This window comes from Streptosporangium sp. NPDC006930 (assembly GCF_040635605.1).
GTDB lineage: Bacteria > Actinomycetota > Actinomycetes > Streptosporangiales > Streptosporangiaceae > Streptosporangium.
The window spans coordinates 402,993-414,513 of the sequence record NZ_JBEYID010000005.1; the positions used below are offsets into that span (position 1 = coordinate 402,993).

The 11,521-nt window shown below is 70.7% G+C and carries 10 protein-coding genes; 5 read left to right on the top strand and 5 right to left on the bottom strand.

Annotated elements, in window-relative coordinates; translation table 11 throughout:
- Positions 1–41 precede the first annotated feature (41 nt).
- The 4 genes from ABZ664_RS12495 to ABZ664_RS12510 all read right to left on the bottom strand — a co-directional run bounded on the left by ABZ664_RS12495 (position 42) and on the right by ABZ664_RS12510 (position 4,510).
- Positions 42–671: a response regulator transcription factor gene (locus ABZ664_RS12495; RefSeq protein WP_362507318.1), complete on the bottom strand. Its 630-nt coding sequence runs from the start codon at positions 669–671 to the stop codon at positions 42–44.
- Between the two features lie 47 nt (positions 672–718).
- Complete coding sequence (locus ABZ664_RS12500) at positions 719–1,828, bottom strand: DUF5931 domain-containing protein (protein ID WP_362507234.1); 1,110 nt, start codon at positions 1,826–1,828, stop codon at positions 719–721.
- 243 nt (positions 1,829–2,071) lie between these two features.
- Entirely contained in the window at positions 2,072–3,097 is a 1,026-nt protein-coding gene (locus ABZ664_RS12505; protein WP_350948005.1) for a 6-phosphofructokinase, read from the bottom strand.
- Between the two features lie 423 nt (positions 3,098–3,520).
- Complete coding sequence (locus ABZ664_RS12510; RefSeq protein ID WP_362507237.1) at positions 3,521–4,510, bottom strand: beta-propeller fold lactonase family protein; 990 nt, start codon at positions 4,508–4,510, stop codon at positions 3,521–3,523.
- 154 nt (positions 4,511–4,664) lie between these two features.
- On the opposite strand from ABZ664_RS12510, the gene ABZ664_RS12515 reads away from it, so the two are divergent.
- The 5 genes from ABZ664_RS12515 to ABZ664_RS12535 all read left to right on the top strand — a co-directional run bounded on the left by ABZ664_RS12515 (position 4,665) and on the right by ABZ664_RS12535 (position 9,924).
- Positions 4,665–5,594 (top strand): bifunctional helix-turn-helix transcriptional regulator/GNAT family N-acetyltransferase, encoded by a 930-nt coding sequence (locus tag ABZ664_RS12515; RefSeq protein WP_362507240.1) that lies wholly within the window; start codon positions 4,665–4,667, stop codon positions 5,592–5,594.
- 304 nt (positions 5,595–5,898) lie between these two features.
- Positions 5,899–6,981: an LLM class flavin-dependent oxidoreductase gene (locus tag ABZ664_RS12520; protein WP_362507243.1), complete on the top strand. Its 1,083-nt coding sequence runs from the start codon at positions 5,899–5,901 to the stop codon at positions 6,979–6,981.
- Complete coding sequence (locus ABZ664_RS12525) at positions 6,978–7,826, top strand: ABC transporter permease (protein WP_362507245.1); 849 nt, start codon at positions 6,978–6,980, stop codon at positions 7,824–7,826. The genes ABZ664_RS12520 and ABZ664_RS12525 overlap by 4 nt, the downstream gene beginning before the upstream one ends.
- Positions 7,827–7,838: 12 nt before the next feature.
- Positions 7,839–8,897 carry an ABC transporter substrate-binding protein gene (locus ABZ664_RS12530; protein ID WP_362507248.1) on the top strand — a complete coding sequence of 353 codons (1,059 nt, stop codon included), beginning with the start codon at positions 7,839–7,841 and terminating at the stop codon, positions 8,895–8,897.
- A complete protein-coding gene (locus ABZ664_RS12535) occupies positions 8,878–9,924 on the top strand; it encodes an ABC transporter ATP-binding protein (RefSeq protein WP_362507251.1) in 1,047 nt (348 codons plus the stop codon). The genes ABZ664_RS12530 and ABZ664_RS12535 overlap by 20 nt, the downstream gene beginning before the upstream one ends.
- On the opposite strand, the gene ABZ664_RS12540 is transcribed toward ABZ664_RS12535, so the two are convergent.
- The gene (locus ABZ664_RS12540) at positions 9,886–11,082 is read right to left on the bottom strand and encodes a cytochrome P450 (protein WP_362507254.1); all 1,197 of its coding nucleotides are present in this window, start codon (positions 11,080–11,082) and stop codon (positions 9,886–9,888) included. The two genes, ABZ664_RS12535 and ABZ664_RS12540, sit on opposite strands and share 39 nt — an antisense overlap.
- Positions 11,083–11,521 lie beyond the last annotated feature (439 nt).

Below are 11,521 nucleotides of genomic sequence, written 5' to 3' on the forward strand. Positions count from 1 at the left end.
TGATCGCCGCCCGGGACGCCTCCACCACGCCCGGGTCGTCCCTACGACCCGTCGAGCCCCTGTTCGATCGCGTAGCGGACCAGTTGCACCCGATTGTGGAGCTGGAGCTTGTTCAGCGTGTTCTGGACATGGTTCTGCACCGTCCGGTGGGAGAGCACGAGACGCTCGGCGATCTGCTTGTACGACAGGCCCTTGGCCACCAGGCGGAGCACCTCGGTCTCCCGCTCGGTCAGGCGGGGCGTCGCCTCGGGCGCGGGTCTGGTCGCCAGCCTGCGGTACTCCCCCAGGACGAGTCCCGCCAGGCCCGGGGTGAACACCGCGTCGCCCCCGGCGGTGCGCCTGACCGCGTCGAGGAACTCCTCCTTGCTCGCGGATTTCAGGAGATATCCGGACGCGCCCGCCTTGATGGCCTCCAACACGTCCTCCTGCTCGCCGCTGGCCGACAGGACCAGCACCCGGGGCGGCGGCTCCGATGCGGCCAGGCTCCTCGCCACCTCGACCCCCGGCAGGTCAGGCAGTTGCAGATCGAGCACGACCAGCTCGGGCCGGACCGCCGCGGCCACCCGGACCGCTTGGCGCCCCTCCCCGACCGTGGCCACGACCTCGTACCCGGCCTCGGCCAGATCCCTGGCCACCCCGTCCCTCCACATCGGGTGGTCGTCCACCACCATCACGCGCATTGGCCCACCTTAGGACTGTTCCGTCCTGGGTAACACGCCTAGCCGACCGGGACCGACATCTCGATCTCGGTGCCCCGGCCAGGCCCCGAGATCACGGTGACCGTGCCGCCGAGGTCGGCGATACGGCCTCGGATGGACTGCGCGACACCGAGGCGCCCGTCGGCGGCGGCCTCCTCCAGGCGTCCGGGTGCGATGCCCGGCCCCTCGTCCCTCACCGTCACGGTGACCAGCCCGTCCTCACCCTCGGCGAAGACCCAGGCGGGCGCCCGCGCCCCGCAGTGGCGGGCGACGTTGTCCAGGGCGGCCCCGACCGCGGCGGCCATCTCCGCCGCGGTGGCCGCGGGCAGGGTGAGCGGGGTCGCCGGGGCGGAGACGGTGACCGTGGCCGAGCCGTACCTGTGCAGCAGTGCGCACAGGTCTGCGGCGCCGAGGGCGGGCGGCTCCGGCCTGAGCCTGACCAGCTCGCGCAGGGCGGCCTCCTGCTCGCCCGCGAGCCTGCCCAGCTCGGCCGCCTCACCGCCGATCTCCTGCCCGCGCCGCTGGACCAGCGCGAGCACCTGGAGCACCGAGTCGTGGATTCCCCTGGCGAGCCGTTCCCGCTCCCGCCCTGCCGCCTCCAGCTCGATCGCCTGCTGCATGCGCTCCTCGGCCTTCTTCGCCAGCCGGGCGACGTGCCCGACGACCACCCCGGCGAGGAAGAGCAGGACGGCACCGTTGATCTGCAGCGTCTCGAAGTCGCCCCCGGGAACGCCGCGCAGCCACAGGTCGGCGAGCGAGACGATCAGCGCGGCCACGGCCCCCAGCCGCCGCCCGCCGTACACTCCCCAGGCGAGCACCGCCCCGCCCATCCAGGTGCCGGTGATCGGCAGGCTGCCCTGCTGGTAGGCGCCCTGTACGGCCGGGGTGGCGAGCAGGCAGCCCATGGTCACGAGCATGTCGGCGGCGAGCAGAGGCCGGCCGCGGAGCTCCTCGACGGAGTAGGCGAAGATCGTCGCCACGGTCCACAGCGCCATGACGCCGATCACCCCCCAGCCGGTCGCCGGGTGGGCGTACCCTCCGGCGCGGATGAGCAGGACCGCCGCGTACGCGAGGGACGCGACGCGGAAGACCGCGATCGCACGCCAGAACGGATCCTCGATTCCCGTCACCCGTCGCCCGCACCTTTCATCGGATAGGCGACGAGCCGCGATGATTCGCCGACGAGAGATTCGTCCCTCTTCGACTCCCGAGGGCGATGGTGTACGGCTTACGCCCCCGCTTTTGCCTGATCAAGGCGCAAGCCGTACACGGAGGGGAATCGCGGGCGACCGCCCTGCCGGGAGGCTAGGAGAGGCCGCTTGCAGAACGCTTGCAGGCGCCCCCTCAAGGAGGACGCCTTGGAAAGCGGGGGCTCAGCCGAAGAAGACCTCGGCCTCCTCGTAACGGCCGGTCGGCACGGTCTTCAGCTCCTTGGTGGCCTCGTCGAGACCGACCCTGACGATCTCGGTGCCCTGAAGGGCGACCATCTTGCCGAAGTCGCCCTCCTGCACCGCGTCGATCGCCTGCAGGCCGAACCGGGTGGCCAGCACCCGGTCGAAGGCCGTGGGGGTGCCACCGCGCTGGATGTGGCCGAGCACGGTGGTGCGGGCCTCCTTGCCGGTGCGCTTCTCGATCTCCTTGGCGAGGGTCTCGCCGATGCCGCCGAGCCGCACGTGCCCGAAGGCGTCGAGCTCGCCCGCCTGCAGCGCCATCTGGCCCTCGACCGGGTGCGCGCCCTCGGCCACGACGATGATCGGCGCGTACTTCGTCTCGAAGCGGGACTCGACGTAGGCGCACACCTTGTCGATGTCGAAGGGCTTCTCCGGAATAAGGATGACGTTGGCGCCGCCCGCCATTCCGGCGTGCAGGGCGATCCAGCCCGCGTGGCGGCCCATGACCTCGCAGATCAGCGCGCGGTGGTGGGACTCGGCGGTGGTGTGCAGCCGGTCGATCGCCTCGACGGCGATGTTGACGGCCGTGTCGAAGCCGAAGGTGTAGTCGGTCGCGTTGAGGTCGTTGTCGATCGTCTTGGGCACGCCGACGACCTTCACGCCCTTGTCGAAGAGCTGCTTGGCCACGCCGAGGGTGTCCTCGCCGCCGATCGCGATCAGCGCGTCGACCCCGCTCTTCGCGAGGTTCTCCTTGATCCTCTCAACACCGTTTTCGATCTTGATCGGGTTCGTCCGCGACGAGCCCAGGATCGTTCCGCCACGGGGCAGGATTCCACGTACGGCATTGATGTCGAGCGGCATGGTCTCGCCCTCGAGGGGACCCCGCCAGCCGTCGCGGAACCCGACGAACTCATGCCCGTGGACACCCACTCCCTTGCGCACGACGGCGCGGATAACGGCGTTCAGGCCGGGGCAGTCGCCGCCGCCGGTGAGCACTCCGATACGCATGGCATCCTCCGGTAATGAGTGTCGGTTCAAGGTGGCCAGACTAGGTGGCTTGGTCGTCCGGCAACGGATTTTCGCCACCGACGCAACGCATTCTGCCCGCAGATGCGCCCAGTGGTCTAGACCAAGTGTAGTCGTCCTCACATGTCGTTTCTCACGATCGACGGCGGAGCGCCCGGGCCACGCGGGGGCGCCCCTCTCCTCCCGCGTCCTGCCTGGCGCGCACGTCAGAGGCTCACCGGACGCCTCGGTAAAGCCTACGGTGAGCACCTTCACGACGAGGGCGGCGCGGGCCCTGCGGGAGCGGCCGTGTGACAGCGCCCTGTGACGGGGCCCTGTGACGGGGCCCTGTGACGGGGCCCTGTGACGGGGCCCTGTGACGGGGCCCTGTGACGGGGCCCTGTGACGGGGCCCTGTGACTGCGTCCTATGACAGGGGCAGCACGCAGGAGGGGGTGCCGACGGCGAAGACCTCTTCCGCGGGCTGCGGGAGGCCGGCTTTGAGCGGCAGCACGGCGACGCCGTTCGAGCGCTGGTTGGCCACGTACATGTGACCGTCGGCGATGGCGAAGTGCCGCGGCCAGACGCCGCCGCAGGGAACCTCGGCCACCCGCTCCAGTTCGGGGCCGGAGAAGACCGAGATCGTGTCGGGTCCCCGGTTGGCGACGTAGACGAGGCCGCCGGAGACCTCCAGGTGCGAGGGCTGGTTGTGCCCCTCGCTCCCGCCGGCCTGGGCGACCGCGATCTCGCGCCACTGCCCACCGGAGGGATCGGAGTCGTCGGCGGGACCGGCGCCGTCGGGGACCTCGTAGACGCGCACGGTGCCGTCCAGCTCACCCGCCACGTACCAGTGGCCACCCGACCGGGCCATGTGCCGGGGCCCCATGCCGGACGCGAGCCGCACCGGCCCCGCGGGGTGCGGGACCACGTCGTCCCCGACCAGGTAGCGGCGGATCTCGTCGCAGCCCAGGTCGCTCACGTGCAGCACCCCGTCGGGGCCGAAGACCGCCTGGTGGGCGTGGGCGCCCTCGCGGTAGGGGAAGATCCACACATCGGTCAGGAGGCCGGATTCGTCGATGCCGTGCACGCTGACGGTGCCGTCGCCGTAGTTGGTCACCGCGAGGCGCGTGCCCGTGGGGTCCACCGCGAGGTGGCAGGGGGCCGATCCCTCACTGGGTCGCTGCGCGAGCGGGCTGAGCGTGCCGTCCTCGGCTCGGGCGAAGACGCCGACGGTGCCGCGCTCGCTCTCTCCCACCGCGTACAGGATCGGGAGGGTGGGGTGGACGGCGAGGAAGGAGGGGCCGGAGGCCGTCGTCTCCCCGAGCCGCGCGAGGCTCCCCAGCTCGACCAGGGTGATCCCCTGCCCGGACCCGTCGGTGTCGGGGGTGTACCCACCGATGTACGCGACCTCAGCCATCATGCTCCCGTCACGGGCGCGGCACGCGCCGCCCCCAGAATCATCATCCGTTCTCGCCCAAAGTGCGAAGTTAGCGCAGTGAACGGCCGATCTCACATCGGCCACACCGATTAATTAATTGACTGTGTCAATGAATCGGTTGATGCTGTCAAGCATGGAAAGACACGTGGCGGACGTCCGCGCCTTCAACCGCTTCTACACCGGGCACATCGGCCTGCTCCACCAGGGGATCCTCGACAGCTCCTACTCGCTCACCGAGGTGAGGGTGCTGTTCGAGCTCGACCGGGCGGGCCGGATGGAGGCGAGCGAGCTGCGGCGGCTGCTCGACCTCGACGCCGGATACCTCAGCCGGATGCTCGGCAGGTTCGAGGGCGAGGGGCTGGTGGTGCGCGAGCGGTCCGCCGTCGACGCGCGGCGGCAGGTGGTCGAGCTGACCGGCGAGGGCAGGGCGAGGTTCGCGGGCTTCGACGAGCGCGCGGCGGCGGAGGTGCACGAACTGCTCGCCGGACTGACCGAGGAGGACCGCGGACGGCTGGTCGCGAGCATGACGACGATCGAGGAGATCCTCGGCCGGGCGCCGAAGCCGGACCGGCCGTACGTCATCCGCCCGCCACGTCCCGGCGACCTCGGCTGGGTGGTCTACCGCCACGGCACGCTCTACAGCCAGGAGCAGGGCTGGGGGATGGACTTCGAGGCGCTGGTGGCCAGGGTCGTGGCCGACTACGTGAACGACCACGACCCCCGGCGCGAGGCGGGCTGGATCGCCGAGGTGGACGGCGAGCGCGCCGGGTGCGTCTTCTGCGTACGCAGGGACGACGAGACGGCGCAGCTACGGATGCTGCTCGTCGAGCCGTCCGCGCGCGGCATGGGGATCGGCACCCACCTCGTGGACGAGTGCATGCGCTTCGCCAGGGCCGCCGGATACCGGCGGATGATGCTGTGGACCAGGGACGTGCTGCTGGGCGCGAGGCGCATCTACCGGGCGGCCGGCTTCGAGTTGGTCGAGAAGGAGCGGAGCCAGGGCGACCAGGACGGCAAGGACGGCAAGAACTTCGTCGAGGAGATCTGGGCCCGCGACCTCTGAGCCCGCCCCCGACTTCGACTCTGTTCCCAGCTCCGTCCCCGCCTCGACCTCACCCCTGCACCCGCTCCGTCCTGGCCCTTGGTTCCGACTCCGGCCCCCCTCCCCCTGCTCCCCATACCGGCCCCTGACTCTGTCCCGACAGCCTCCTCCTCGAAGGCTGCTCCGGCCGAGTCCCAGGTACCCGCAGGTCGAAGGCCCGCCCGGAACCATCCCACCCCTCCCCTAATTCCCTCTTTATAGATAGGTATTATGTGGTTAGTATCGAGGGCACCACCCCGTTTCGTATGAGCCCGATGAGGCGAAGATGCGCTTGCACTGGTTCCTGCCGACCACCGGCGACGGCCACCATGTCAGGCCCGCCACGACCACCGTCGCGGCGGGCGGCGCCGCGGCCAGGCCCGCGACGCTCGACTACCTGTCCCAGGTGGCCCGCGCCGCCGAGGCGGCAGGTTTCGAGGCGGCGCTGACCCCGGTCGGCGCGGGCTGCCCCGACCCGCTGGTGGTGTGCGGCGCCGTCGCAGCGCGAACCGAGCGGCTCAAGCTGCTGGTGGCCTTCCGGCCGGGCTTCACCCTCCCCACGCTGCTCGCCCAGCAGGCGCAGACCTTCCAGGAGATCAGCGGGGGGCGGCTCCTGCTCAACGTGGTCACCGGCGGCGACCCCCTGGAGCAGCGCGCCTACGGCGACTTCCTCGACCACGACGCCCGCTACGAGCGCACCGGCGAGTTCATCGAGGTGCTCAGGCGCACCTGGGCGGGCGAGCCTTTCGACCACCTGGGCGCGCACTACCGGGTGTCGGGGGGCGGGCTCGCCACACCGCTCCTCGACACCCCAGATGTCTACTTCGGCGGGGCCTCCCCCGCCGCGGAGCGAGCGGCCGCCGCCGGGGCGGACGTCTACCTGATGTGGGGCGAGCCTCCGGCGATGATCGCCGAACGGGTCGCCAGGATGCGCAAGCTCGCCGCCGAGGCGGGCCGCGAACTACGGTTCGGCATCCGGCTCCACGTCATCGCCCGCGACACCTCCCAGGAGGCCTGGGCGCACGCCCGGCGCCTGCTCGACGGCATGGACCCGGACAGGATCGCCGCCACCCAGGCGCGGTTCGCCCGGATGGACTCCGTGGGACAGCGCCGCATGGCCGACCTCCACGGGGGTTCGGCCGACGCGCTGGAGATCTCGCCCAACCTCTGGGCGGGGGTCGGGCTGGTCAGGGAGGGTGCGGGCACCGCGCTGGTCGGCAGCTACGCGGAGATCGCCGAGCGCGTCCGCGAATACGCCGATCTGGGCCTGTCGGAGTTCGTGCTGTCCGGCTGGCCGCATCTGGAGGAGGCCTGGCGGGTGGGCGACTTCGTCCTTCCCCGGCTCGCGCCCCCCGCCCTCGTCACGTGAGCGTCCTCACCGCCCCTCCTCGTCTCCCCCGTCTCCGCCCCCGCCGCGGCGGCGTCTCCGGAGGCGAGCAGAGCCCCGGACTCTGGCGGGCCCTCGCGCTGCGGGCCGGGGCGATCGTCGCGCTGGTCGCGATCTGGCAGGCCGTGGCCATGGCCGGGATCTGGCCGCCGGTCTTCGTGCCGGAGCCCGTCGCGGTCTGGGAGCAGTTCCTGCGCACCACCGCCGGGGGGGTGAGCGGCTACACCCTCCAGGAGCACCTGCTGACCAGCCTGCGCCGCATCCTGCTCGGCTGCCTGTACGGGGTGACGGGCGGCATCGCGCTTGGACTGCTGATCGGCATGATCCCAACGCTGCGCGCGCTGCTCGGCCCGCTGGTCACGTTCGTGCGCACCCTGCCGCCGCTGGCGTACCTCAGCCTGCTGGTGATCTGGTTCGGCATCGACGAGGAGCCCAAGATCTGGCTCCTGCTGCTCGCCGCGCTCCCGCCGGTCGCGGTGGCCACCGCCGACGCCGTACGCGGCGTGCACGAGGACTACCTGAACGCCGCCCGCTCACTGGGCGCCCGCCGGCACGAGCTGCCGCTACGGGTGGTGCTGCCGAGCGCGTTGCCCGAGATCATCACGGGGATACGGGTGGCCGTGGGCGTCGCCTACACCACCGTGGTCGCCGCCGAGACCGTGAACGGCGTGCCCGGCATCGGCGGGATGGTCCGCGACGCCCAGCGCTACAACCAGACGGACGTGGTGGTGCTCGGGATCATCGTCATCGGCCTGTCCGGCCTGCTCATCGACTTCCTCCTGCAAACGCTGGACCGCCGCCTGGTCCCCTGGCGCGGCCGTACCTAGGAAAGACCCCTCATGAAACACCTGGCAATGACCCCCGTGAAGCGGGCCGCGCTCGCCCTGACCGCCGCCGTCCTCGCCCTGACCGCCTGCGGGTCCGGCACGGAGGAGGCGAAGCCCGCCGCCGACGGCTCCCCCGCGACCCTGCGCATCGGCTACCAGCTCATCCCCAACGGGGACCTGATCGTCAAGGACCAGCAGTGGCTGGAGAAGGCGCTGCCGAACACCAGGATCACCTGGAGTAAGTTCGACTCGGGCGGCGACGTGAACACCGCGATGATCGCCGGATCGCTCGACATCGGGCTGGCGGGCAGCAGCCCGGTCACCCGCGGCCTGTCGGCGCCCCTCAACATCCCGTACCGGGTGCCGTGGATCTTCGACGTGATCGGCGACAACGAGGCGCTCGTCGCGCGGGGCGGCGTGACCGACGTCAAGGGGCTCGCGGGCAAGCGGGTCGCCGCCCCCTTCGCCTCGACCACCCACTACAGCCTGCTCGCCGCGCTCGACGAGGCCGGGCTGTCGGAGGCCGACGTGAAGATCCTCGACATGGAGCCGCCGGACATCCAGGCCGCCTGGCAGCGCGGCGACGTCGACGCCGCCTACGTCTGGACGCCCACCCTGGCCGAGCTGCAGAAGAACGGCGGCACGACGCTGGTCACCAGCCGTGAGCTGGCCCAGCGGGGCAAGCTCACCGCCGACCTCGCGGTGGTGAGCGACGACTTCGCGAAGAAGTACCCGAAGGCGCTGCACGTCTGGCTCCAGCAGCAGGACCGCGCGGTCAAGCTGGCCAGGAGCGACGCCGGCGCCGCCGCCGCGGCCATCGGCCGACAGCTCAACCTCGACCCGGCGGAGGCCGCGCGCCAGCTCGGCCAGCTCGTGCTCCTCGACGCGGCGGAACAGCGTTCGGCCGAGTATCTCGGCACTCCCTCGGCCCCAGGAAGGTTCGCCGAGAACCTGCGCAGCTCGGCCGAGTTCCTCAAGGGCCAGCAGAAGGTGGACGCCGTGCCCGAGCTGAGCGTCTTCCAGAAGGGCCTGGCCACGCAGGAGCTCGCCGATGCCTTCGCCGGAAGCTGAGACCACTCGTGCGGGCACGAACTCCGGCCGTGCCCGCACGGCTCCCGACACGGCCGCGGGCCCCGGCCCGGCTCACACCGCCCCCGACACGGCGGCCGGCGGGAACACCGGATCTGCCCGCACGGACCCCGGCACGGCTTCCGGCGGAAACGCCGGACCCGAAGACGCCCGGCCCCCCGCCACGGCGCTCGCGCTCGCCGGGGTGTCGCACTCCTACCGAGGGCGCACGGGGACGGTCGACGCCCTCGGGCCGATCGACCTGGAGATCGCCGCCGGGGAGTTCGTCACGGTCGTCGGCCCCTCGGGGTGCGGTAAGAGCACGCTGCTGCGGCTGGTGGCGGGCTTCACCGCGCCGTCGGCGGGGACGATCACGGCCTCCGGCGAACCGGTCGTGGGCCCCGACCCGGCCAGGGGGTACGTGTTCCAACAGCATCGGCTCTTTCCCTGGCTCTCGGTCGAGGGGAACGTCGGTTTCGGGCTGCGCGGCCTGCCCAGGGCAGCGCGGCGCGAGCGGGTGGCCGAGTTGCTGGAGCTGACCGGGCTCACCGACGTCGCCAGGGCCAGGCCGTACGAACTGTCGGGGGGCATGCAGCAACGCGCGGCGATCGCCCGCGCGCTCGCACCGGGACCCGCGCTGCTGCTGATGGACGAGCCGTTCGCCGCCCTGGACGCCTTCACCCGGGAACGCATGCAGGAGGAGGTCCGCGAGCTGTGGCGGCGGGCGGGCACGACGGTGGTGTTCATCACCCACAGCGTGGACGAGGCCGTCTACCTCGGCACCCGCGTGCTCGCGCTGAGCGGCAGGCCGGGCCGGGTGGTCCTCGACCGCGCCTCGAACCTGCCGTACGGCGACCATCCTCGCGCCGACCCGCTCTTCACCGGGTTGCGCGAGGAGCTGACGGAGGTCGTCAGACAGGCCGCGTCGCTCAGTGGCGGAAGCGGCCGGGTCGGCGGGTTGGCAGACAGGTATGGGTACCGGTGGCGATCATTACGCGACGGGAACCGGCGGATCCCAGGTGATCGGTAGCTGGGCGATGCCACCACCGAGCTTCCGTTCGCTCAGCCCCCCGGAGACCGGGATGTCACTGACCGGGATCGCCAGGCGCATGGTGGGCAGCCGGGGCAGAAGCCTGGCGAGTACCTCGTTGATTTCCAGCCGAGCCAGTGGGGCACCGAGGCAGTAGGTGATTCCGTGGCTGAACACCAGGTGGGGGTTGGGCGATCGGGTGACGTCGAACCGTTCCGGGTCCTCGAACACCCGGTCGTCGAACGCGGTCGAGCCGTGGTCGCACAGCACGAGGTCGCCGGCGCGGATCGTGACCCCACCGATCTCGATGTCCTCGCTGGCGTAGCGGGGTAGCGCGGATTCGGCGAATTTGCTCATCCGCACTGCCTCCCCCACCGCGCCGGGCAGCAGTTCCGGGTCATCGAGCACCAGCTTGTGCTGATCCGGGTTCATGGCGAACAGCGCGATCGCCGCGCTGATGCTGTGTGGAGTCACCTGGTACGACATGGTGACAAAAGCCAGCAACGCACCGACGAAGTCGTTGGGGAGTCCGGATTGGCACAGCGCCGAGGCCAGATCGTCGCCCGGTTGCACGCGTTTGCGCCTGGCAACCTCGCTCAGGTATCTGAACAGCTCCTGCGCCTGGCCCAGTCCCGCCCCCACCTTGCTGACCCGGTCGAGCACCACCTGGTATTCCGCTGGATCCGCTATGCCGAGCAGATCGCACAGGATCTGATAGGAGAACGGCAGCGAGAACTCGGTGTGGATGTCTATCGGCGGCTGCTTGGCGAGTACGGCATCGAGATACTCGTCGACCACGGCGCCGACGCGCGACCGCATGCCGGCTATGCGCTTGGCCGAGAAATACGGGGTGAGATTAGCCCGGAGGGCCTGATGCGCACGATGCGCCTCAGCCGGATCCTGGTCCGACACGACCAGGTCCAGCATCGGGCTGTCCAGGTACCGTGCTCTGTTCGGCGGGTCCGGGTGGGTGGTCCCGAGTCGGTCGTCGAGCAGGAGTTGCTTGAGTTCGGCGAGCCGGGTCACCAGCCACGCTTCATCGCCGACCGGGGTACGCACCCGGACGATGGGGCCGCTGTCTCGCAGTTGGCGGATCAACGGGTTCAACTGGCCCAGGCATCCAGGTTCGCCCAGTGTCGGCAGTTCGCTATGGACCATCCGAGCCCCCCGAGGTTTGGTTTGAGCGCCACGCTATCGCTAGATGATCTCCTCTTTTAGCTAGGGACTTTCTCAGATGCATCGGCAATTTTCAGGTCGTACACCACCCTTGCATCCCGTTAATCCCGTTCGTCCTGTTCGTGGCTCGTCAGGCGGTCTCGGAGTCGCCCGCGATGCGATCGGCCGGCCGGCCAGGGCCTGCAGCCCGGCCAGGATCTCCTAAGGTGGCCACGAGGTTTCCGGTGTTCAGGTTCTTCTTGGCCGATGGACCCCTCTACCGGAGACCTCGCTGCTTGGCCGGGCACGACACGCCGCCATACAGCAGACGGACTTCGAAACAGGGCCTAGAAGGCCGATGAAGATCTTGGTCTATCAGGCGATGCCGCCTTTCAGGGCATGGCCGTGATTCGCCAGGTGACGCTGTCGTGGTGGAGTCCAA

Excerpts from the sequence above, each read along its gene's own strand:
- ABZ664_RS12510 (WP_362507237.1), bottom strand. The coding sequence starts at position 4,510 with ATGGCTGAGGTCGCGTACATCGGTGGGTACACCCCCGACACCGACGGG.
- ABZ664_RS12535 (WP_362507251.1), top strand. The coding sequence starts at position 8,878 with ATGCCTTCGCCGGAAGCTGAGACCACTCGTGCGGGCACGAACTCCGGC.
- ABZ664_RS12520 (WP_362507243.1), top strand. The coding sequence starts at position 5,899 with ATGCGCTTGCACTGGTTCCTGCCGACCACCGGCGACGGCCACCATGTC.
- ABZ664_RS12495 (WP_362507318.1), bottom strand. The coding sequence starts at position 671 with ATGGTGGTGGACGACCACCCGATGTGGAGGGACGGGGTGGCCAGGGAT.
- ABZ664_RS12515 (WP_362507240.1), top strand. The coding sequence starts at position 4,665 with ATGGAAAGACACGTGGCGGACGTCCGCGCCTTCAACCGCTTCTACACC.
- ABZ664_RS12505 (WP_350948005.1), bottom strand. The coding sequence starts at position 3,097 with ATGCGTATCGGAGTGCTCACCGGCGGCGGCGACTGCCCCGGCCTGAAC.
- ABZ664_RS12530 (WP_362507248.1), top strand. The coding sequence starts at position 7,839 with ATGAAACACCTGGCAATGACCCCCGTGAAGCGGGCCGCGCTCGCCCTG.
- ABZ664_RS12540 (WP_362507254.1), bottom strand. The coding sequence starts at position 11,082 with ATGGTCCATAGCGAACTGCCGACACTGGGCGAACCTGGATGCCTGGGC.